Raw genomic sequence first — 25,012 nt, forward strand, 5'->3', positions numbered from 1 at the left:
TACTTAAATTATTCGAATGATGGTGATTAATTTACTTCCTTGTATGCAGTTTCGTTAAGGCAAATTGCCCTATCCTATCACCTTCATCAACGCCATTAGTGATGGATGGCATATAATGAATACCTCCATAAAACCGGCTGATAGCAGCCTCTTCAGCTGCGGCTTTAAATGATTTAAAGTTACGGGCGGGGATGGAAAACTCCATTTCGGTAGAGTCAGTAAACGAAAACTCCTCACCAAATAATTTACCTAATACCGCAGCAGAGGCCGTTGAAACCACGCTATGCCCGCTGGTATATTCCGGAAAAGGCGGCGTTTGCAGCAATGGCATCCAGCTTTGATCTATATACTGATTAATATAAGTCTCCGGCCTGATCACTTTGCTGCGGTATTTTTCGTCCCAGCAATTGATAAAGCTATCGGCAATAACCACGGCTACGCTGGCATAAGCTTCAGAACTCTTCACATAATCGGCCTTAGCCTTCCGGCAAACCAATGCGGTAATATTGATCCAATGTCCTCCCGGTGAAATTTTTTTGGTAGCAAACATGGTATGTCCGTTGATATTTACTTTAAAAGGATTGTCATCCCAAAAGGTGGCAATCGTAGCTTCGTCATCGGTGAGGTGCTTGCCTGTATCGTATACCTCCATAGCCAGTTTATAAAAATTACTGCCGGGAATATTACTGAAAGTAAATGGATGTGATGGCTTAAATTGTTGTGCCGAATCAAGCAAAAACGGGCGAATCTCGTTCCAATGTGGTTCAATACCTTTCATGTAAGCCGGTGGGGTAGGTTTCCAGCTGGCATCATCGGTTTGCACATCATACTTTGATAGCGACCGTGTATGTTTATAGTTATCCTTTGCCGCCCATTTGATGATCCTGTCGGCAATAAGCTTGCCGTATTCAATCGAGTTATTATATACGCTATCGGGCATGCCGGTTTCTTTAAACTCCTGCATCAGCTTATCATGAAAACCTTCTATCCTCCCTTCGCTCATGATCAGGATTTTGCCAACCGTTAAAATGGCATGGGATGCGGATAGTGTAAAGCAATATTTTTTTCCGGCGATAGGCTTAGGTACAGAATCCAGCCCCTTCAGTTGCCCTTCCAGCGATTGGTAGTGGCTATCGCCATTGCGTGCTGCCTCATACGCCGCCACGCTGATATAAGCATAAATACGACTGGCAACCGGCGGCGAGTAAATATCATGCCGCACCACATCGGTAACATCTTTTATCGACCGGTGAATAAATTCAGGGTTTCCGGCAGGCTTTTCCCAGCTTTTTTTTCCGCATGATGAGCAGGTTATGATAACAATAAGGGCAAAATATAATCTCTTCATCATGATGGAACAAACAAGCTTGATCAGTTTAATTGGCTTACTCCCCAATAAGGGTTCAGATCAAAGCTAACAGTTAATAAATATTTAATTATGAGCCGATAGTAAATAACTAACTTTTGATACAATTTGCAGAATCAGGAATTGTAAAATCCATTTACTTTACAATGGCTTATTGCATTATAACCAATAAGTTAAAGCTTAACCAAAGCATAAACCATCAATCAATTATTAACCATATCTGCATGATAAAAAGTTTACCCAAAGCGTTTAAACTATCTACCTTATTGTTATTGTTTTTAGGTGTTGGCTGCTCAAAAAAATCATCGGGACCAACGCTCTTTAAACTGCTTGACGCATCTCAAACCGGCATCAGTTTTAAGAATACCATTACCGAAAGTGACAGCATCAACATCCTCAATCATCCGTATTTGTACAACGGAGCCGGCGTTGGCATAGGCGATTTTAACCACGATGGCTTGCCCGATATTTACTTTGCAGGCAACATGGTTGCCAATAAGCTTTACCTCAATAAAGGTGCGCTTACCTTTAAAGATGCTACCGATGCAGCCGGAGTAGCCGGAAACGGCGACTGGTACGCTGGTGTATCTGTAGTGGATATCAACAACGATGGCTGGCCGGACATTTACGTTTGCTCATCGTTTAAAAGCGATCCAACTCATCGTAAAAACCTGTTATACATTAACCAGGGAGCCAATAAAGACGGGGTACCTACTTTCAAAGAGTCTGCCGCGGCTTATGGTCTGCAGGATACAGGCTATAGCACCCAGGCGGTATTTTTTGATTACGATCATGACGGCGATTTGGACATGTACCTGCTCACCAACTTTTTAGGCAAGGAAACCCCGGTAGCTTATCGCCCTAAATTAACTGACGGCAGCGCTCAGAACAATGACCGCCTATACCGTAATAATGGCAATGGCACATTCACCAACGTAACCAAAGAAGCCGGTATTTTAATTGAGGGCTTTGGCAATTCCGTTTCTATTTGCGATGTAAATAACGATGGCTGGCCGGATGTGTATGTTGGCAACGACTTTATATCAAATGACCTGCTGTGGGTAAACAATAAAAACGGAACATTTACTAATCGTGCAGGCGAATATTTTAAACATACAGGCTGGTCGGTAATGGGCTCGGACATGGTTGATATCAACAACGACGGCAAGGCCGACCTGGTATCGCTCGAGATGCTGCCGGAAGAGAATGTACGTAAAAAAACCATGCTGGTAGGCGATAATTACATTACCTATATCAACAATAAAAAGTTCAATTACGAGCATCAGTATATCCGCAACGTATTGCAGTTAAACCAGGGACAAACGCCACTCGGTCACCCGCAATACAGCGAAATGGCTTACCAGGCTGGCATTTATCAAACCGACTGGAGCTGGACTCCATTGGTAGCCGATTTTGATAACGATGGCTACCGCGATATGATGATCACCAACGGCTATCCCCGAGACGTGACAGACCTTGACCATGCCTTGTACAGTAACGATCAGGGCCGTACCGTTAAGGAAAACACTACACTGGCCGCGGCCGATTCATTTCCCGTTGTAAAAACACCAAGTTACGCCTTCAGAAATGCAGGTGGTTATTTGTTTAAAGATCAATCGAAGGATTGGGGCATCGTAAAACCCACTTTTTCAACCGGCGGTGTTTATGCCGACCTGGATAATGACGGCGACCTCGACCTGGTGATCAACAATATTGATGATGACGCTTTTGTTTATGAAAACACGGCCAACAGCAAAACGCAGGTTGCTAAAAACCATAATTACCTTACCGTTGCCCTGCAGGGCGATAGCAAAAACATTGGCGGATTTGGAGCTACCATCCGCATTTACTACAAAGGCAATCAGCAGTTTTATGACCAGCAGCCCTGTCGCGGCTACATGAGTACTGATGACGCCCGCGGGCATTTTGGTATCGGATCGTCAGCTACAGTCGATTCGTTACGGGTACGCTGGCCCGATGGCAAAACCCAGTTGCTTACTAATGTTAAGGCCAATCAAACACTTACATTGCAGTACAAAAACGCCTCTGGTTATTTCCCCCCTGATGCTTCCGGTAAAATTGCCCCGGTATTTCAATCAGCAAATAATTCAACCGGTATAAAATATGTTCACCAGGAAAAGGATGCTATCGATTATAACATCCAGCCTACGCTACCGCATAAGCTAAGCCAGTACGGACCGGCAATTGCTGTTGGTGATGTGGACGGCAATGGTTATGATGACCTTTTTGTAGGAGGATCGGCAGGAAATAAAGGCGTGTTCTTCATGCAGGATGCCAATGGCCATTTCACCATGGATAACAACCGCTTTGTAAACGAAGAAATTAAAGATGAGGAAGACATGGGTGCCCTGCTTTTTGACGCCAATGGCGATGGCTTCCCGGATCTGTACATAGCGAGTGGCAGCTACGAATTTCAGAAAGGACATACCACCGCGCAAGACAGGCTTTATATCAATGATAAAAAAGGCCATTTCTCTCGTGATATTGCTGCTGTACCCGTGGAATATGATAACGGTTCATGCGTTCGCGCTGCTGATTTTGACGGTGATGGAGACCTTGATCTTTTTGTGGGTTCAAGATCGGTTTCGGGGGCTTATCCTTCATCGCCGGTTAGTCATTTACTCAGGAACGATGGCGGTAAGTTTACTGATGTTACCAGCCAGCTTTGCCCCGACCTGATCCATGGCGGCATGATCACTGACGCGTTATGGTCGGATTTTGACAAGGATGGTAAAACTGATTTGGTAGTAGTAGGCGAATGGATGCCGGTTACATTCTACAAAAACAACGGCCATGGTTTCAGCAAGATCAAATCGGTCATCGATGACCATGTAGGCTGGTGGAACAGCATCGTTGCCGGCGATTTTAACAACGACGGCAATATCGATTATGTAGCCGGGAACCTTGGCCAAAACTCCAATTACAAAGCATCATTTGAACAACCGATGACCATTATGGGTAAAGACCTGGATGGTAATGGCTCATTTGATGCCATGATATTTTGCTACATGAAGGATGAGGACGGTTCTCAAAAACCCTTCCCGATGCATACCCGCGATGATCTGATCAGTCAGCTGATCTCCATCCGCAAAAAATATCCAAGCTACCGTGGCTTCGGTCACGCTACCATGAACGACTTATGGGCTGAAAAAGACAAAGAAGGTGCTGTTATCCTGAAAGCTACCGACATGAACACCAGCCTTATCACCGGTAAAGGCACTGGTACTTTTAGTATCAGTGCACTACCGCAGGATGCCCAAATGGCGCCGGTTTACGGGATGATAGCCAAAGACGTTGACCATGACGGTAACCTTGACCTGGTAATGGTTGGCAACGATTTCGGCATGGAACCATTCACCGGCAGGCATGATGCTTTTATGGGGTTATATATGAAAGGAAATGGCAAAGGTGGTTTTGCCAGTTTATCGATAGCCAACAGCGGTATTTATGTTGCGGGCGATGGTAAAGCTTTGGCAAATATCCAATCGGCCAAAGGAGACCTATTGGTAGCAACCCAAAATCAGGATAGTGTTAAAGTATTCCGCAATGCCGGCGCAGCTTCGGGCAAGCGTTATATCAAGCTTAAACCTGATGATTTTTATGCTGACATTACCCTTAAAAACGGCAGCAAAAGGCATGTTGAGTTTTATTACGGATCAACTTATTTGTCACAATCATCAAGGGTATTGGAGTTGGATGGAAACGCAGGCGATGTGACGATAACAAGCTATAATGGTAGGAAGAGGAAAGGGTGATAGCGTTCTAACAAACAGTTCCTTTAAGACTTACGAAGTTTTAAAAACTTCGTAAGTCTGGATTATACAACTTGCTCTATAACATTTACGCCTTACGCCGCCGCTCGGCTCCGGCCATAGGTATTGAGAAGATAAAAGTGGCTCGTAAAAACAATAAAAACTATGTCATTGCGAGCGTAGCGTGGCAATCTCGTAGCCAATGCATGACCGATATGCATAGCTACGAGATTGCTTCGTGCCTCGCAATGACATAATTTAATAAACACATTCACCAAAAACGGATTCAAAACAAAAACGCCCGGGCAAATTGCCCGGGCGTTTTTCATAATATCAAAACCATTTATTACGGTTTTGTTTTGCTCATTGCAGAAATACCAGCATCAATATACTGACCACCCTGAATTTGATTACAGTGGATAGCAATCACGTTTTTACCGTTAAGGTTTACAGCCTCCTTGCTTTCCTTAGTCATTTGGATAATAGCATAGCCTGATGTATAACCTTCTTTTATGGTAGCCTTAACACCATTGATATAAACTTCGCAGGCATCATCATGGTGTAATGACAATACCAGGTCGTTTTTATTTACGTTGGATACATTGAGTGTAAACTCCTGCCTCATCCAGATGTCCTTGCCATCCCATACAGTTTTTACTACTGCCCCCGGAGTATTGGCAGTACCAAAACCTGCTTCGCCGGATTTCCATGAGTTGTCGTCAAACTTTTCGCCAAACCAGCCATCAGCAGGTTTATCAAAAGTATATTTCCAGGTATGTGCTTTATCTTTTGATGATGGTAGTACCTCACGGATATACTCTTCATCATGAATGATCTTATCATTTGAAGCCTTGATGGTTGCAACCGGGCCTTTCACAATTTCCCTATCGTAAGTAAGCAAGCCGTTCAGCTCAACTTCCACATCGGTAGTTTCGGTGTATACCGCAGCGCTTAAGCCTTCGTTGGTTTTATAGATCACAAGATCATTGGCAAATTCATCATACAGGTTGGTATAAGCTTTTTGGTTATCCATCATGATATAGGTCGGGCCTGTTTTCCAAACGTGACCGGGAATAATGTAACCTATCCCGCCATATTCGCCGCAGGCCAATACCTGTGTTTTGCTTGAAGGAGCTGCAGGCGGCGGATAGCTGTGGATATCCAGAAAATCGCCCACGCCAAAATGGTTACCACCACTGGCCTGGTTAATAAGCCTTGAATTATCCAGGTTGCGCACCAGGTTAACCAACCCAGGCGTATTATGTTGGCCTTGTGCCTCGTTGAATACTACCCATGTTACAATTGAAGGTGAGTTCCAGTGGGTTTTAACCATACGGGTAAGTTCTGAAGCATAGGCAGCTGTATCTACCGGAGGCGTATGCTCGGTATATGAATTAGCCGAAGGCATATCCTGCCAAATCATCAGGCCCAGTTTATCGGCCCAGTAGTACCAGCGGTATGGCTCAACCTTAATGTGCTTGCGCACCATATTGTAACCAAAGTTTTTGATCATTTGCAGATCGTTTTTGATAGCGGCATCTGTTGGAGCCGTGTAGATCCCATCAGGCCAAAAACCCTGGTCAAGCGGACCGATCTGGAACAGAAATTTATTATTCAGGAACAGTTTTTTATAACCATCCTGCTCACCTATCGAAATCTTGCGCATGCCCGCATAGCTGCTAACAGCATCAACCTTTTTACCGCCTTTTTCAAGCGTAATGTCCAGGTCATACAGAAACGGAGAATCCGGCGACCATAATTTGGCGTTAGGAACAGGTACGGCAAACTCGGCATTAGGCTTGCCGGAAGCTGTACTTACAACTTTGCCGCCATCTTTTACTTTTACATTAACCGTGTAGCCAGCAGCAGTCGCAGCATCTACATTTAGCTTTATGACCGATTGATCAATATCCGGCGTGATCCTGATATCACTGATGTTTACAGCCGGAACCGGCTCTAACCAAACAGTTTGCCAGATACCTGTAGTTGAAGTATACATAATTCCCTGTGGGTGCAGTGTTTGTTTACCGCGTGGGAAACCGCCATCATCCGTTGGGTCATAAACACGCACGGTGATCTCCTGTTCACCTGCACCTTTAATAGCAGATGTGATGTCATAACTAAACGGATCATAGCCGCCTGTATGTTTACCAAAACTTTTGCCGTTAACAAACACTTCGCTTTCATAATCAACCGCACCAAAATGCAGCAGGACATGCTCCCCCTTCCACGAAGCAGGGACTGTGAATTTACGGCGGTACCAGATCCTGTCATGCTGTTCCATTACGCCCGACAAAGCAGATTCAACCGGGAATGGCACAAGGATAGTTTTAGATAACTTGCCTTGGGGTACAGCCTCGCCGGCGGTTCCCGGTTGATACTGCCACAGGCCGTTTAGGTTCAGCCATTTTTCACGTGCCAGCTGCGGACGGGGATACTCAGGCAATACATTTTTCGGATCGACATCTTTGGCAAAGCGCGTCATTAAAACGGCTTTTTTGGGCTGCCATTCCTGCGCATGGACAAAGCATGGAAGCGCGGCAGCAGCAATGATAATAAACTTTTTAATGTTCATAATTGTAGGTTATAAAGCCGGTCAAACAGTTCCGACAAACCGTTTAAACCGGCCGTACAGGCTTTTGAATTAATTATTTCGCACTAAAAGTATAGGATAAATTGAACCAATTTTAACGTTTGGTTACGTTTGATTGGTTTTGAAGAAAAGTTGATACGATTTGTTGCAGGCAACAGCCCATAAAATAAGAAGCAGGAAAGGATAATCCTTTCCTGCTTCTTATTTTATAATATTTCTTATTGCAGAGCCGCATAATTTCGTCTCCCATCAGGGCAAACGCACTTCCCTGATTGATCTGTATGCCGGAGACGAAATTATGCGCGCCTCTACAATAAAATCACTTTGCCGGTTTCACACCCTCGCTGGTCACGATCACCCGTTTGATACTGCCATCTTTATTGTAGTATAAATAATCGATGCAAACCGAACGGTGAAAACTACCCGCATCCGGTACCAGTGCGCCGTTATGGTAAATAAAATACCATTTACCCTTAAATTCAATGATAGCCTGGTGATTAGTGTTCGAATTTCCTGCTATCTCATTAATGATCCCCTTATACTCCCACGGGCCGTTAATACTCCTGCTCATGGCATAGGCTATTTTTTCAGGAAACTCATAAGCATATGAAAGATAGTACCAGCCATTACGCTCATGGATCCATGGTGCTTCGGTATAATGCGGCAAGGTGATGGTTTTAATCTCGCCGTCAAGCTCGGTCATGTTACTTTTCAATTTAGCATAATAGCAAATGCCATTGCCCCAAAACAGGTAAGCTTGTCCGTCTTTATCAATCATAACCGTCGGGTCGATATCGTCCCAGGAATGTTTTACGGCTTTGGTCATATCATTGGTAACCAAAGCGCTGCCCCGGGCATCTTTAAATGGCCCCAGCGGACTATCAGATACCGCAACACCTATAGCTTTACCGTGAATAGTACCATGTTCAACAGCCACATACCAGTAAAACTTGCCATTCCGTTCAATCACCTGCGAAGCCCATGCATCATCTTTAGCCCATTTAAACTCCTTAACATTCATAGGCGATGGGTGCTCCGTCCAGTTCACCATATCGGTTGAAGTAAAGCAAGTCCAGTCATGCATGGTATAACCGTTATGCCCTGGCGCTGCCTCATCATGCCCGGTGTACAGGTATACTTTATCCTTATAAACCATAGCCGCCGGATCGGCAGTGTACTTGTGCCTGATGATGGGGTTACCATCGGCATGGAAAGTGGTATCACGGGGAGTAGCTTTAACTGAGGCTAAACTGCCGACAGTTATGGCTAACACGATTATTTTTTTCGATATTCTCATAATGTCCTTATCTCATGTTCAAGCGTCCATGCTTGAATAATACAAAACATGAGCGTCCACGCTCAAGTTATTAGTTATTTCAGATGCGTAAGCGAGGATGCTTACAAGAAAATGGGGGCAAGCGCAGACGCTTAAACCTGCAGAAATAAAATCATGTCATTGCGAGGAGGAACGACGAAGCAATCTCGTAGCTATGCAGATCGGACATGCGTGAGCTACGAGATTGCCACACTATCGCTCGCAATGACATAAGTTTATTCACTTCATTAAATCTACTTCCCTACCACCGGCCATCCATCAACCCAATCCAGTTTCTCAACTCGCAATTTTGAAATCCCCCTATCCGCAGCATCATAGCCGTGGAAGATGATATAATCAACCCCATCAAAAGTACTTACCCCATTATGGCCAACACCATACCAGTTAGCATCACCGGCCAGCAGGATACTGCCGCCGCCTTTGTTCATGGCGATGCCGTCCTTATCCAGGTACGGCCCCTTTAGATTTTGGGAGCGACCGATGATCATTTTGTAAGTACTCTTCGGTCCTTTGCAGCAATAATCTATCGAGGCAAAGAGGTAAAAATATTTATCATGTTTAAAAATAAATGGGGCTTCAATGGCATTACCGCCCGCATCAACCGGGTTGCCATCAACAGCAGGAAGATTTTCAGAACTGACTTTTCTACGGGTAGCAATGGTTGGGATCTTATCAAGATCCTCTGCAACGCTTAGCCTGTCTTTATTCAGCTTCGCCAATTTCAGGCCATCCCAAAACGATCCGAAAACCAGATAAGGTGTACCATCTTTATCCGTAATTAAATTAGGGTCGATAGCATTCCAGTTGGTTTTGCCGGGGATGGATTGGATCACTTTACCATGATCAACCCATTTATAGGCCAGATCATTGGTATGCAGCGTTGTATTAGTTGCCACACCAATGGCCGAAGTATTTTTGCCAAAGGCCGATACCGAGTAAAACAGGTAGTAAGCGCCTTTATAAAACGAAATATCCGGTGCCCAGATGTGTCCTTTAAAACCCGGGATAGCATCAACAGCCCATTGAGGCGCTGCGGCAAATACCGGTTTCTCAGCCTTCCAATGTACCCTATCATCTGACGACCACATCGCAATACCATTACCCGTACAGAAAATGTAATACGTACTATCCTGCCGGGTCATTACCGGGTCGTGCACCGATATATCAGTCTTTAGTTCCTGGGCATTGCTTATAATGCCCGGGAACAATAAGGATATGATCAGTAGGAGCTTTTTCAACGGTTATTTGTTTTTAAGCCTTACTATTTTGAATGAGTATGGCTCAACAGCCAGCTTCAGGGTATTACCGGAGATATCGACCGTACTTTCAACAGGGCTAACTGCTGTAGGCGCGGTCAATGAATTTTCGGCGTCCTTGTTATCAGCCTTTAGCGTTGTAACTTTAGCCTCTTTTTGATAGCCTTTTGAGCCGGTAATTTTAAAGCTTACATTTTGTGCAGTTGTGCTTGTATTCACAAACTTGATCACCAGTTCGTTGGTGTTCTTGTCCAAACTGGCGGTAGCATAGCTATCATTTTGCCCGGCTACGGCTTCATTGTTCAATGTAAGCGGTACTACATCAGTGCCTTTATTGATAGAGAACAATTGTTGTACATAATAATTTGGCGTGGCATAGCTTTTCAGGTTATCAAACCAAATGAGGTTTGGAGTCCATTGCCAGCCTTCCACATGAGCAAAAAGCGGGGCGTACGAAGCCATATTCACTACGTCGGCATTACGCTCTAAACCGGTCATGAAGGCCGCCTCAGATAACGCGCACTCCCAATTGTTTTTATTATCAGGATTTACTGTTGATACGCTTTGCGCTGCATATTCACCGGCGAAAATTTTAGGGCCTTTACGATCATAGTTATCATAACGGCGGGCATTATCCCTGAACCATTTTGCAGGCGCGTAATAATGCTCATCCAGGATGTCGGCACCTAAACTGCGGAACGTTTTATTTAACAGGTCAAATTCCTTACCATCGGGCGACGGGCCTAAGGCCGATACGATCTTGATGTTCGGGTATTTAGTTTTGATAGCCTTAGTGAAAATTTTCCAGCGATCGATGTATTGAGGGCCCCATTGCTCGTTACCCACACCTATCATTTTCAAATTAAACGGCGCCGGGTGACCAAGATCTGTACGCAGCTTACCCCATTTGGTGCTGGCATCGCCATTGGCAAACTCAATCAGGTCGAGCGCATCCTGCACATAAGGATCAAGCTTATCCAAAGGCACCAGCTCGCCGGTGTTGAATTCGCACGCCATACCGCAATTCAAGATAGGCAGCGGTGAAGCACCAATATCCTCGGCTGTCATGAAATATTCCATAAAACCCAAACCAAAGGTTTGATAATAATCAGGTGCCGGGCGATGTTTAAATTCAGTATTCCAGCGGTTGATGATGTTTTCACGTTTATCAACCGGACCTATGGTTTTTTTCCACTGATAACGGTTGTTCAGCTCACGGCCTTCAACAATACATCCACCCGGAAAACGCAGAAAACCTGGTTTAAGATCAGCCAGTCGCTGTACCAGGTCGGCACGCAAACCACCCGGACGGTTTTTCCAGGTATGCTCAGGAAACAGGGAGATCATATCCAGATCAATGACGCCCTTGCCGCTCATCCAAACATATAATTTTGCTTTCGGCGTTGTAGCGTCCGATTTAAATTTTACGCTGTAACGGTTCCATTCTTTATCAGTTGGTGTAAGTTCGGCTTTACCTATGATAGCGTCATTATCACCACGCAGCTCAATGTTCAGCTTTACGTTAGTATCGCCTTCCTGTTTAGCTATTACCGAAAAGCTGTATTCCTCACCTTCCTTAACGCCCATTCCCCCGCGGAAACCCTCATTCGAGAATCCGTAGAAACCGGCGTCGGTTGTGATATAGCTCTTTATAAAATGCGCATTCTCCGGCCGTTCAACAGCACGGTTTATTACTTCTGTTCTGCCATCGCCTCCATCCTTTTTTTGCTCTTTCCATCCCATCAAAGGCATATTGAACTCAAACGAACGGTTTTTTACCAGTTCTGCATATACACCACCATCGGCAGCAAGGTTAATATCCTCAAAAAATATCCCATACATGGTAGGCTGAATGTGTGCTTTCACATTATCAGCAGCTATGGTATATTGCGTTTGTGCATGGGCCATGGTAAAGGCACCGGCCGCACATAACGTTAAAAAAGTCCTTTTTAACATGCTTTACTTATTTGGAGAATTTGTAAATGGTAACCGTATGGTAGGTTTGTCCTGGCTTTAACACGGTTGAAGCAAACGCCGGTTGATTTGGCGCATCAGGAAAATGCTGGGTTTCCAAACAAAAGGCCGAACGGTGTGGATAAGCTTTGCCACCTTTTCCGTCTTTAGTTTCGCCGGTTAAAAAGTTGCCTGAGTAAAATTGCAGTCCGGGCTCTTCAGTAAATACCTCTAAAGTGATACCTGTTACAGTACTTTTTACGGTAGCAACAGGAGTAGTAAGGTCATGCTTGTTTAAAACAAAGTTATGGTCATAACCTTTACCATTTTTCAATTGCTCATCGGCCACATCAATATCTTTACCAATGGTTTTTGATGTGGTAAAATCAAACGGAGTACCTTTAACAGGCTGCAGTTTGCCGGTTGGGATAAGCGTGGTATCTACAGGCAAAAAAGCGTCGGCATTTATTTGCAATACGTTATCGGTAATGGTAGGATTACCGGCACCATTCAGGTTAAAGTATGCGTGATTGGTTAAGTTAACGATAGTGGCTTTATCGGTTGTAGCTTTGTATTCTATTTTAAGCGCGTTATCATCGCCCAGAGTATAAACCACTGTTGCTGTTAAATTGCCCGGGTAGCCACCTTCGCCATCTTTTGAAACATAAGTAAGTTCCAGTTGTGATGCGCTCAGTTGCTTAGCTGCGAACACCTTACCGTAAAAGCCGTTAAAGCCGCCATGAAGGGTATTTACGCCATCATTGATATCCAGCTGATAAGCTTTGCCATCCAACGTGAATTTACCTTTTGCAATACGGTTACCATAACGACCGATGATTGCGCCAAAATATGGCTCTTTAGGTTTCTGATAGCTTTTCAATGAGTCGTAACCTAAAATAACATCAGTAGCTTTACCGTCTTTATCGGGTACCAATAAGCTTACCAGCCTGCCACCGTAATTGGTAACGGCTACAGTAGCGCCACTGTTATTTTTAAGGGTGAAAAGCTTTGTTTTTTGCCCTTGTACATCGGCCTCAAAATTTGCCGAATCGGGTATAGACTGGGTTGTTACCGAAGTTGAATCTTTCACGGTTGAATCAGTTTTTTTAGGATTACCGTTACAAGCCGCAAAAAGCGCTGCCGAACAGCTTAACATCATTAATAAATTCTTGTTATTCTTCATAATTTGAGGTTGTTAGCTTGCCTTTTTAAAGCATTGCTGTTTAACTATTATAATTTCCGGAACAAATAAATTGGTTTAACTGACGGTTAGGAATCAGCGAGACCAATGTATAAAAATTAATTTATAATTGTTAAAAAAACACTTAAAATATTTAATTAAAAAAAGCCCGCCTCGCGCGGGACTTTCTTATTCAAAAATCAAATACTTCAACTAAACACCCGCAGCCTTAGCATGATCAGCCAGGAACTGAGCAAGCCCGTTATCTGTAAGCGGATGTTTTAGCAATGCGGTAATAGCACTCAGCGGACCGGTTATTACATCGGCACCTAACTTAGCGCAATTAACTATGTGCATAGCATGGCGTACCGAAGCCGCCAGGATCTGCGTTTCATAACCATAGTTATCGTATATCAAACGGATATCTTCAATCAGCTGCAAACCATCTGTCGAGATATCGTCAAGCCTGCCAATAAACGGCGATACATAAGTAGCGCCTGCCTTAGCGGCCAGTAAAGCCTGTCCTGCCGAAAACACCAGCGTGCAATTGGTTTTAATACCTTTTTGTTTAAAGTATTTTAAAGCCTTTACGCCATCTTTTATCATAGGCAATTTTACCACAATACGCTCATGAAGGGCAGCCAGTGCTTCTCCTTCGGCAACCATCTCATCAAAAGTGGTTGAAATTACCTCGGCGCTTACGTCGCCGTCGGTAATTTCACAAATGGCTTTGTAGTGGTTAATGATATTTTCGTGCCCGGTGATACCTTCTTTAGCCATCAGCGATGGATTGGTGGTAACGCCGTCTAATACACCCAGGTCATGGGCTTCTTTAATTTGTGCCAGGTTGGCTGTGTCAATAAAAAACTTCATTTTATAAATTATTGTACCTACCAGAATTTAGCATAAAGCATGGTAAGCAGGATCAACGTAACTACAATTAATGCCATGGTTGATTTTTCAACCTTGAACATATTGCGCGGAATTTCAAATGCTTTTGGATTAACTTTTGGACCAGCCAGGCTGATGGCCACCATCACTATAATGGTAAACATGAACGACAGCCCCATACAAATCAGGAACGGAATTTCAAACCCGCCTTTACCATTAGGGAAAGCTGTATAAAGCAAGGTCTCGTTACCAAACAATTTTGGTGCATAGTTATTGAACAGAACCGACATGCCGAAGCCTGTTAAGATACCCGCAATAGCTGCTGCTCCTGTGGTACGTTTCCAAAAGAAACCTAAAATGAAAATGGCGAAGATCCCCGGGCTAATGAAGCCGGTATATTTCTGGATAAAGGTAAAGCCACCTTCACCACCAATACCTAATAAATCTTTCCAGGTAAGCATGATAGAGAAGATCAAAGCAGCTAAAATAGTAAGCCTGCCTACGTTAACCATTCTCTTTTCGCTGGCTTCTTTACTGATATGTTTTTTGTAGATATCAAGTGTAAAGATGGTAGAGATACTATTGGCCTTACCTGCTAATGAAGCCACGATAGCAGCCGTTAAAGCCGCAACCGAAAGTCCTTTTAAGCCGGTTGGCAAAAAGCCCAATATAGCAGAGTAAGCATTATCTGAATTGAAGTGACCACCTGATGCCATTTCCTGCTGCAAACCACCGTTTTTGTATAATACGTAAGCTGCAATACCAGGTAAAACTACAATAACAGGCATAGCCAGTTTCATTAAACCGGCAAAAAGGATCCCGGTACGTGCAGTTTTCAGGTTAGCGCCCAAAGCCCTTTGGGTAATGTATTGGTTACAGCCCCAGTAGTTAAGGTTCACAATCCACTGACCGGCAAAATACATGGCAATACCAGGAAGGGCAAGATATTTGTTGATCTCAGCCTGAGGCGCACCTGGTTTAGGTTTAGCCATCATCATTCTGAAGTGATCAGGCGCATCGCTCATCATTTTATTTAAACCGGCCATAGCATCTTTGCCCAAACCAAAATGCTCGCTTACCAAAGTAAGCGCTATATAAGTGGTAGCCAAACCGCCAACAACCAGTACCAATACCTGTATAACATCGGTAAAGCCGATAACCTTCATACCGCCAAGGGTAATGAACAGCGCGAAGATGGATAAGGCGATGATGATCTCGTGCAGATATCCGCCGCCCATTAAGTTATTAATGGCCAATGCACCCAGGTAAAGTATAGAAGTTAGGTTAACCAACACATATAATAAAAGCCAGAAAATGGCCATAATAAAACTCACCGTTTCGTTATACCGCGTATGCAGAAACTGCGGCATGGTGAAAATCTTGTTTTTAAGGTATACCGGTATAAACCACACTGCTACAATGATCAGCGCGATAGCGGCAACCCATTCGTAAGCCGCAACGGCCAAACCAACCTGGAAACCCTGGCCGCTGGTACCAATAAATTGCTCGGCCGATATGTTTGAAGCAATCAGCGAAGCGCCGATAGCCCACCAGGTAAGTGAACCCTCGGCCAGGAAAAAGTCGTGACTATCAGATACGCCTTTGACCTTTTTACGGCTGTATACCCAGTACCCGTAGCTCGTAACTACAATAAAATAGATTACGAAGATCACGTAATCGATAGTGGAAAATTTGTTCATTATTTGGTTTAAAATTTAGTTTAGTTTGCTTGTGGTTTAGTTTATATCCTTCCTGTTAATGTTATAGCCGTAATACCCATTATCAATAGGCTATGTATCTGTTTTAATCAGGGTTATCTTTTTAGTTTTTGTTAATCAATATATTAATTGGGGCGTTCCTGCGGCCGGGCTATCCGCTCATACTGCACAGGCCTTAACCACCTGGCCGGTATCCGCTTCTATCCCTAACGCGTTGTGTTCGTTAATTTATTCATGTCATTGCGAGCGTAGCGCGGCAATCTCGTAGTCATGCTATTAGCCCTGTAAAGTGGCTATGCATTGCTACGAGATTGCCACGTCGCCCCGTTTGCACAATCCCTTCGCTGCTCCTCGCAATGACATTTTTAATTTAACCAACCGCCGCTCGGCTCCGGCCGAGCGGCGGCTATCTATATTTTATTTTTATGTCCCTCAGGGTCTCTCGTAGAGGACCCTGAGGACCTTTGCTTCGTTACAGCTTATAAGCTGCATCATTCCACCTGATCTCGTTTCTGAACTGATCAAGCTTAGTATCCTTACCAATACGTAAAAACTCAATACCGGCCATATCAGCAAAATCATTGATCAGCTCGGCCGACAGGTTTTGGCTGTAAGCAGTGTGGTGTGCACCACCGGCATAGATCCATGCTGCGCAACCGGTTTTCATATCAGGGAGTGGTTTCCAAAGTACCCTTGCAACCGGTAATTTCGGCAGATCTTCAATAGGCTCAATGGCTTCAACCTCGTTAACAATTAAACGGAAACGATTGCCCATATCCACGATAGAAGCGTTCAATGCTGCGCCACCGGCTACGTTAAATACCAAACGTGCGGGATCGGCTTTGCCGCCAATACCTAAGGCATGTACTTCTAATGCTGCTTTGCCATTAGCTAAGCTGCTATCTACCTCAAGCATGTGTGAACCTAAAACTAATGCATTGTTTGGATCAAAGTGGTAGGTGTAATCTTCCATGAAAGCGTTACCGCCCGGCAGGCCTGCGCCCATTACTTTGAATGCACGCACTAAAGCAGCAGTTTTCCAGTCGCCTTCGCCGGCAAAACCGTAACCATCGGCCATTAAACGCTGTGAGGCAATACCCGGTAACTGGATCATGCCATGCAGGTCTTCAAAAGTATCGCTGAAACCTTTGTAACCGCCATCCTGTAAAAACTTACGCAAGCCAAGTTCAATTTTAGCTGCGTCATATACTGATTGATACCTTGCACCACCTTGTTTAAGGTCGTCGGCCATGGTATAAGTAGCTTCATACTCGTCCGTAAGGGCTTTAACTTCGGCATCGCTGATGCTGTCAACTACAGCAACCAGATCACCAATGCCATAAGTATTTACAGCGAAACCGAATTTCAATTCAGCCTCAACTTTATCGCCATCAGTAACCGCAACAAAACGCATGTTATCGCCAAAACGAACAAATTTAGCGCCTTGCCAATCGTACCAACCTGCTGCTGCGCGGCTCCAGCTTTCAATATCTTTCAATACTTCGCTATCCTGCCAGTGGCCAACAACTACTTTGCGGTTAATGCGCATACGTGATACCATGAAACCGAACTCCCTGTCGCCATGGGCGCTTTGGTTCAGGTTCATGAAATCCATATCTATCGAACTCCATGGAATATCGCGGTTGTATTGGGTGTGCAGGTGCAGCATCGGTTTTTTAAGGATGCTTAAGCCCCTGATCCACATTTTGGCAGGCGAAAAAGTATGCATCCAGGCAATAACACCGATACAGTTTTCGGCAACGTTAGCTTGCTGTAAAGTGTTGTAAATTTCTTCGGTTGATTTAACAACAGGCTTGTACACCACACGTACGGGGATATTGGCTGCGCCGTCAATTCCTTTAGCTATTTCCTGCGAGTGCTCGGCAACTTTTTTCAGTGTTTCTTCTCCGTATAAATTCTGGCTCCCGGTAATGAACCATACTTCAAATGTTTTCAGATCGATCATTATAATTAATTATTGATTTTGCGAATTAGTGATTTAGTGAATTGGTTTAGTTTTTGGGCGACAGCCTGAATAGCGCTGCACCGTGTTTGTTAATTTTTTGCTGATAGGCTGAGCTGTACTGGCCAACATCCTGTTTTTTCCACAGATCGCGCACTGTTACTTTACCTTTCAGGCCCAGGTCTTTGAAATTCAGGGATACGGATTTGTCATCATCGCCAATGTTGAAAAAGGCTGCGTAAATGTCCTTACTGCCGGGGATTTGCGAGTACCAGATCATGGCGCCATCTTTTTTATATAATTGCTTAGGATGCGCACCTTTTTGATTTACTGCAATTACCTCATCATTGGTAAAAAGCTTCAACTCAAAATCGCGGTTTTCGGGCAGGTTGCCGCCAAGCATTAACGGCGACTGGAAAATACTCCAAAAAGTCATATGTGTAATTTCTTCATCCTGGGTAAAGCGACTATAACGCTCCTGGCCTACCGGACCACGTTTGCTTAGCTTGCCAATCTGGATCATATCGCAATCGGGCCAGTGACCGGGGCCACCAACGCCTTCCCAGCTTTTAGCGTATTCAAACATGTGCAGGATCTCTTTCCAGTTATCCCAAAAGTCATCAGCCATGCGCCACATATTGGCATATTTGGTAGCATGAGCAGCCTGTGCAACCGGGGTTTCGCCCGGCGAAAGGCTCAATACCACCGGTCTGCCGCATTGCTGAATGGCTTTCTGGTAACCTTCAACCTCGGCATTGCTATATGGGCGCGAAAGATCATCCACCTTAATAAAGTCTACTCCCCATGAGGCATAAAGTTCCAGCAGCGAGTTCAGGTATTCCTGTGCGCCGGGCTTCTTCATATCCAAACCATACATATGGTTCATCCATGGGCATTTTGAGTTGGTATCGGCCACCATATCGGCGGTGATGCCATTGGTGCCTTTTACCGGCGATTTTGACCAAACGGCTTGTCTCGGGATACCGCGCATCACGTGGATACCAAATTTTAAACCTTTGCTGTGGATATAATCGCTCAGCGGTTTAAAGCCGTTGCCACCAAAAGCCGATGGAAACTTGGTGGGTTGCGGTGTAAGACGGCCCCATTTATCCATGGTTAACCATGGCACGTATGAGCCATCCTGTAAACGTAACTGAAATGGATTGCCGATATTACTGCCCGGAGGATTATCGTACGACCATAAAAAATCCACCACCACATACTCCCAGCCGTATTGCTTCAAATGCTCTGCCATATAATCGGCATTGGCTTTTACTTCATCTTCATGTACTGCCGAACCAAAACAGTTATAACTGTTCCAGCCCATTGGCGGTGTAGCTGCTACCTGCGCCGATAACCGGGTGCAGGCGAAAAAACAAAGCAGCAGGAAAAACAGGTTTATTTTTTTCATCAGGTTTTATTGTCCGTAATATGAGTCAGGTCCGTGTTTGCGCTCGTAATGTTTTTTGATCAGTGCATCTTTTAAGCGGGGGGCGCTTCTGTCAATTTGCTCGGTAAGGTAGGCCATCTGGGCAACGGCTTCCAGTACGGCGCTGTTATAAACTGCTTTCTCGGCGGTTTTACCCCAGGTAAATGGTGCGTGGTTACCCACCAATACCATTTCAACCTCTTTATAATCCAGACCCTTTTCTTCAAAACATTCCATGATCTGGAAACCGGTTTGGTACTCGTAGTTGCCTTTGATCATTTCATCATTCATAGGAGGGGCGCAAGGGATATCAACCGTTAAATGATCGGCGTGGGTAGTACCGAAAATAGGGATATCACGTTGCGACTGTGCCCAGGCGGTTCCGTAGGTAGAGTGCGTGTGCACAATACCGTTGATGCCATCCCAGTGTTTATAAAGTACGGCATGTGTTTTGGTATCGCTTGAAGGGCGCAGGTCACCTTCAACAGTATTGCCGTCAAAATCAACAATCACCATTTTCTCTGGCGAAAGGTCTTCATAAGGTACGCCGCTTGGTTTAATGGCGAATACGCCCAATTCTCTGTCGGCAGCGCTTACGTTGCCAAAAGTAAACAGCACAAGGCCAAGTTTAGGCAGCTGCATGTTGGCATTATAGGCGCTAAGCCTTATATGATCATATTTACTCATTTTGTTATTATGCGTTTTGCAGTTCAGGATTATTTTTCAGGGCAACCTCAGCGGCAACAAACCTGCCCAATGTGCTGTATTGATTATAGCGCTGTTGATATACTTCTTTCAGCGCAATGTTTGGCTCGTATACTACGTCAAAACCACGGCCCATGGCGGTCATAGCTTCTTCAATGGTTGGGTAAATGCCGGCAACTACCGCTGCAAACATCGCCGCGCCCAAAGCACAGGTATGTTTAAACTGGTGGATACGGATAGGCATGCCCAAAACATCGGCCATCATTTGCATCACGAAAGATGATTTTTTAGCCACACCGCCAATACCGATGATGCCTTTTACCGGGATACCTTCGCTGATAAAACGATCGACAATGCTTTTGGCACCAAAGCAGGTGGCCTCGGCCAATGCACGGAATACCCTTGGAGCATCGCTGCCTAAACCCAGGCCGGTGATAGCGCCTTTTAATTCCTGGTTGGCATCCGGCGTACGGCGGCCGTTAAACCAATCGATAGCCAGCTCGTTGCTTTCTTCAATTGGCAACAATGCTGCCTGCCTGCTTAGTTCAGGGATGATCATTTCAGAGATTTCTTCCTTCAAAGCTTCGGCAGTAGCCGCGTCAATTACCTGCGATTGTGAAAGCAGGTTGTTCAATGGCCAGGCCAAAATATTCTTAAACCAGGCATAAGTATCGCCAAAAGCCGACTGGCCAGCTTCTAAACCTGCCATACCTGGGATAACAGAACCGTTAACCTGTCCGCAAATGCCACGTACCAGTTTGCCTTCCATCTCTGAGGTTGGAGCAACCAAAATATCACAAGTTGAAGTACCCATTACCTTGCTTAGGTGGTAAGGCTCAATCTGGCCGCCAACCGCGCCCATGTGCGCGTCAAAAGCGCCGGTACCTACAACTACATCTGTTGAGAGTCCCAATATCTCCGCCCACTCCGCACTGAGGTTTCCGGCTGCTTCATCGGCAGTGTATGTATCTTCATATAATTTATCCCTGAAACCAGCCAGTAGCGGATCAAGAGAAACAAAAAATTCTTCAGGAGGCAGGCCGTCAAATTCCTCGGCCCAAAGGGCTTTATGCCCTGCAGAGCAACGGCCGCGTTTAATAGCCTTAACATCGTTACCGCCGGTTAACAGGAAGGGGATCCAGTCGCAATGCTCCACCCATGAGGCAGCGGCATCACGTACACTTTTATCAACCCTTAGCACATGCAGTAACTTGGCCCAAAACCACTCAGATGAGTAGATACCGCCAACATATTTCAAATAATTGGTATCAAATTTTGTAGCATGCTCATTGATCTGCGCTGCTTCCTTAACCGAAGTATGATCTTTCCACAATACAAACATGGCATTGGGGTTAGTTTCAAAACCAGCAGTTAAAGCAAGCGGGGTACCGGTAGCATCAACCGCAACGGGGGTTGAGCCGGTAGTATCAACAGAAATACCTTTTATATTTTTTGCGATGGCCTCACCGCCGGCCTGTGCTATACAATCTTTAATGGTGGCTTTTAATCCATCGATATAATCCTGCGGATGTTGGCGGAACTGATTTTCGGCAGGTACGCAATACTTGCCATCGCGCCAGCGGGGATAATTAAATACTGATGATGCTATTTCTTCTCCGTTAGCGGCGTTTACTATCACGGAGCGCACGGAATCAGACCCGTAATCAACCCCGATCACTAATTGGTTATTGCTCATATAAAGATTTATAATTATTGTCGAAATAACACTTAATTTTTGACAAAGAAAAATTTTATTTAAAATTTTATTCAGATAAAATGCATTATTGGCTTAACAAGATCAGCAACCCTGTAAAAAAGTCATTACACAGGCAAAACAACTCTGAAAATGGTCGTGAAAGAGAATAAACGAAGAATCAATAATTAGTGTTGTTTTAACAATATAAAAATATCATTTTAAAGCGGATTCGCCGTTTTGGAATGGTAAAACGTTTAATTTCCGAACAATAATGTTACTTATCTTATAAAATTTAAAAGCTAAGGAGGCACCTACGGAGCCTAATATTGGGGATGCATTTTTCCTATAAACATGTGGCTCCTATGGAGCCGGAGGAAGTAAATTTGCGTAGAATCTATAACCTGCAAAACTCCGGAGCTTTACAGGTTCATGCTTTTCACACTCCGGAGGAGTATCGTGTTTATAGTATGAGGGAGAAGAATTTTAGGCTCCGTAGGTGCCTCCTAAAACGGGCATCCAAAGCCTTTCATCTACAATGAATAATCTACCCTCAACAAACCTTCACCGTCTCCACCCCCAACAAATCACCCAGCTTTTTAATTTTTGATGCGATATGCCCTTTGCCTACGGCACAGTGATGCGCAGGCCCATGTGAGTTCCAGGTTTCTACAAAGGCCCTTGCTCCTATGGTAAATTTATAACGGCTGTTGGTATTCCCAATTTCCAGTATCGGCCCAGGTACCGATTCAGCTTCGGCTACCAGGAAGATGATCTTGCCGCCTGCTGTTTCCACAACAGAAAACATGGTAACAGGGCCATGGCTTACCGACATTTCCACCGAAAGACCGTTGCCTACCTTACCATGATAAACCTGCAATGGTTTTACTTTGATCTTGCCTTCGGCAATGGCCGGGTGGCATGGGCCGTCATGCCCCATCAGCACAACATCGTCGTTAAAATCCATTGCATAGTATTCGGTAAAAGAACCTCCCGCGCCAAAACTGTCCATTATTTTCATGGCCTGGGCATTCTTGATCTCATATTCGCCGGCCACAGGAATCCCCCCGGCAGTAAGCAGCGAGTTACCTAAAATCACCGAGCTCATGCCATCTTCGTTAACTGCATTACCGGTGCCCTTGTGGTAGTAAGCCATGGAACCCAGGCCATATTTGGCCACCAGCTTATCCAACGCTACAGCGGTCGTTGCTGCACGTTCAAGCTCGAAGTCTGAGCAATCAAACTGGATGTCAAAGCGTTCATGAAACTCATTGATCTTATCCTGCACTTCTGTCGGTTGAACCGTACCACGTAAACCAGATAATTCATCTACTTCCAAAATTTCGATATGACCGCCAAATGTGGCACACTGCAAAGTGAGATCTGAATAAATATCCAGCATACCGCCGTAGTAATTACCCATAACTCCCAACGTGTTATGATACATGGTGTGCGCAACTTTAGCTGCCGCTATCCATTCTTCCACCTGCTGCCAAACATGTGGATCATTATGCAGCATGCCTGTTATTTGGTAAAAAGGAATAGAAGCCCGTTTAAACACATTGGCAATTTCGGGTACCGGACAGGCAGAGCAATAGGCCAGCCACTCGCCGGTCATGGCTGTTCGGTTTTGCATTTTATTGAATGCAGTGTAATCAATAGCTGCTCCTGGTGTAAGGTTCAGGATCACCACCGGTACTTTGGCCCTCTTAACAACAGGCAAAACGGTTGATGACAACGCATAAGTGGTAACGTATAAAAATATCAGGCCGACATCCTCCCTGCGAAAACGGCTGCCTGCTTCAAATGCCTTTTGTGGCGTATCAATCAACCCGAGATTAACTACGTCCGAACCGAAGCCGGCAAGTTTATCTGCCACTTCATTCACATAGCCCGAAAGGCGTTGTTCAAGCCCTTCAAACTGATCCCAATAGGTATTAAGTCCTATGCCGAAAAGTCCTATTTTGAGGCCGGGGTTTATTTGATTAGCGGAGATAATCATTTTGATACTTATTTATTGGCAAAATAGTTTAGTTAGAAAACCGTACAAGATGTATTAACTTAGGTTTCAATTATCATTAAGTCAAATATTGCCATATAAACCCTGGCACCAATACACATTTTGATATTTAAGATGTAGTTATTGACGCCCGATAGCATTTACCATATGATCAATTACTACAAATACCTGCCCGTAAGTAAGGAAGATGAAAACTGGGGACTATGCGTTTTGAATACCGGCTGTACCCATATTGAGGCTTCATGCTCATATCCGGGTAAGGCACATCCGGCACATCACTATTTTAGCTGGAACACCGGCCGGGTACTGAACGAATACCAGGTAATTTATATTACCCGGGGCAAAGGCATTTTTGAATCAGATAGTTGTAAACAGATTGAAGTAAAAGCAGGCAGTGTTATTGTATTGTTTCCCGGAGAACGACACCGTTATAAACCTGATGAAAAAACCGGCTGGGACGAGTACTGGATTGGCTTTAAAGGCGAGGTGATGGATAACCTGATCAACAAAAGGTTTTTTAAACCAGAGTCTCCATGTCTTAGCATAGGTTTTAATGAAAATGTTTTTGGCTTATTCAGCAGCATCATTGAAAAAACACAGCAGGAAGATACCGGTTATCAACCCCAAATCTCGGGCGCTGTATTGCACCTTTTAGGAAGCTTTCATGCCCTGAGCAAACAAAATGCAATAAGCGATGGCAGGGAAGCACTTATCAATGAAGCAAGGCTATTATTCCGCTCAAATATAGCTGCCGACTTTTCTCCCGAACAAGCTGCTTCTCAACTGGGTGTAGGTTACTCATGGTTCAGGAAGGCTTTTAAAAACCATACTGGGTTATCGCCCGGGCAATATTATATCCAGCTAAAAATTGAACGGGCAAAAGAGTTACTCAACGATCCTTCGATCCCAATCAAACAAATTGCTTACGATCTGAGGTTTGAGTCATATTTCTATTTTTCCAAACTTTTTAAAGAAAAAACAGGCATTGCGCCTACCGATTACCGGAAACGGGCGCAGGGTGGGATTACCAGCCCGCTGTCATAAATGATAAACCTAATATCAAAAAATGTAACCGGAGCTTTAATGTTATCGGATAAATTTGGTTTGACTATAATACCTGTTTTGTACCGAAAATG

At 44.5% G+C, this 25,012-nt stretch carries 15 protein-coding genes; 2 read left to right on the top strand and 13 right to left on the bottom strand.

Going from position 1 to position 25,012, the window contains the following annotated elements:
• Positions 1 to 31 precede the first annotated feature (31 nt).
• A complete protein-coding gene (locus tag BMX50_RS27975; RefSeq protein WP_208864819.1) occupies positions 32 to 1,351 on the bottom strand; it encodes a vanadium-dependent haloperoxidase in 1,320 nt (439 codons plus the stop codon).
• Positions 1,352 to 1,590: 239 nt separating this feature from the next.
• Here BMX50_RS27975 and BMX50_RS27980 point away from each other — a divergent pair, with 239 nt between their 5' ends.
• A complete protein-coding gene (locus tag BMX50_RS27980) occupies positions 1,591 to 5,142 on the top strand; it encodes a VCBS repeat-containing protein (RefSeq protein WP_167668130.1) in 3,552 nt (1,183 codons plus the stop codon).
• Between the two features lie 343 nt (positions 5,143 to 5,485).
• Here BMX50_RS27980 and BMX50_RS27985 read toward each other — a convergent pair whose 3' ends face one another.
• From BMX50_RS27985 to BMX50_RS28040, 12 genes are all read right to left on the bottom strand, one after another.
• A complete protein-coding gene (locus tag BMX50_RS27985; protein ID WP_091218446.1) occupies positions 5,486 to 7,714 on the bottom strand; it encodes a glycoside hydrolase family 2 protein in 2,229 nt (742 codons plus the stop codon).
• 337 nt (positions 7,715 to 8,051) lie between these two features.
• Positions 8,052 to 9,029 (bottom strand): glycoside hydrolase family 43 protein, encoded by a 978-nt coding sequence (locus tag BMX50_RS27990; RefSeq protein WP_091218449.1) that lies wholly within the window; start codon positions 9,027 to 9,029, stop codon positions 8,052 to 8,054.
• A 272-nt stretch (positions 9,030 to 9,301) separates the two neighbouring features.
• Complete coding sequence (locus BMX50_RS27995) at positions 9,302 to 10,306, bottom strand: family 43 glycosylhydrolase (RefSeq protein ID WP_208864820.1); 1,005 nt, start codon at positions 10,304 to 10,306, stop codon at positions 9,302 to 9,304.
• A 3-nt stretch (positions 10,307 to 10,309) separates the two neighbouring features.
• On the bottom strand, positions 10,310 to 12,280 hold the full coding sequence (locus BMX50_RS28000; protein ID WP_091218452.1) for an alpha-L-arabinofuranosidase C-terminal domain-containing protein: 1,971 nt from the start codon (positions 12,278 to 12,280) through the stop codon (positions 10,310 to 10,312).
• Between the two features lie 7 nt (positions 12,281 to 12,287).
• Positions 12,288 to 13,460: an aldose epimerase family protein gene (locus BMX50_RS28005; RefSeq protein ID WP_244281125.1), complete on the bottom strand. Its 1,173-nt coding sequence runs from the start codon at positions 13,458 to 13,460 to the stop codon at positions 12,288 to 12,290.
• A gap of 210 nt (positions 13,461 to 13,670) precedes the next feature.
• Entirely contained in the window at positions 13,671 to 14,330 is a 660-nt protein-coding gene (gene fsa, locus BMX50_RS28010) for a fructose-6-phosphate aldolase (RefSeq protein WP_090528887.1), read from the bottom strand.
• A 17-nt stretch (positions 14,331 to 14,347) separates the two neighbouring features.
• Entirely contained in the window at positions 14,348 to 16,048 is a 1,701-nt protein-coding gene (locus BMX50_RS28015) for a sodium:solute symporter family transporter (protein WP_091218460.1), read from the bottom strand.
• A gap of 490 nt (positions 16,049 to 16,538) precedes the next feature.
• Positions 16,539 to 18,032, bottom strand: coding sequence for an L-arabinose isomerase (gene araA, locus BMX50_RS28020; RefSeq protein WP_091218464.1), 1,494 nt, complete (start codon positions 18,030 to 18,032; stop codon positions 16,539 to 16,541).
• A gap of 46 nt (positions 18,033 to 18,078) precedes the next feature.
• Positions 18,079 to 19,440: a glycoside hydrolase family 27 protein gene (locus BMX50_RS28025; RefSeq protein WP_091218468.1), complete on the bottom strand. Its 1,362-nt coding sequence runs from the start codon at positions 19,438 to 19,440 to the stop codon at positions 18,079 to 18,081.
• 6 nt (positions 19,441 to 19,446) lie between these two features.
• Positions 19,447 to 20,145 carry an L-ribulose-5-phosphate 4-epimerase gene (locus BMX50_RS28030; RefSeq protein WP_091218472.1) on the bottom strand — a complete coding sequence of 233 codons (699 nt, stop codon included), beginning with the start codon at positions 20,143 to 20,145 and terminating at the stop codon, positions 19,447 to 19,449.
• Between the two features lie 7 nt (positions 20,146 to 20,152).
• Entirely contained in the window at positions 20,153 to 21,859 is a 1,707-nt protein-coding gene (locus tag BMX50_RS28035; RefSeq protein ID WP_091218477.1) for a ribulokinase, read from the bottom strand.
• A gap of 550 nt (positions 21,860 to 22,409) precedes the next feature.
• Positions 22,410 to 23,858, bottom strand: coding sequence for an arabinose isomerase (locus tag BMX50_RS28040; protein WP_091218480.1), 1,449 nt, complete (start codon positions 23,856 to 23,858; stop codon positions 22,410 to 22,412).
• Positions 23,859 to 24,023: 165 nt separating this feature from the next.
• On the opposite strand from BMX50_RS28040, the gene BMX50_RS28045 reads away from it, so the two are divergent.
• Positions 24,024 to 24,920: an AraC family transcriptional regulator gene (locus BMX50_RS28045; protein ID WP_091218482.1), complete on the top strand. Its 897-nt coding sequence runs from the start codon at positions 24,024 to 24,026 to the stop codon at positions 24,918 to 24,920.
• The last annotated feature ends 92 nt before the right edge of the window (positions 24,921 to 25,012 follow it).

This window comes from Mucilaginibacter gossypiicola (assembly GCF_900110105.1).
Taxonomy (GTDB): domain Bacteria; phylum Bacteroidota; class Bacteroidia; order Sphingobacteriales; family Sphingobacteriaceae; genus Mucilaginibacter; species Mucilaginibacter gossypiicola.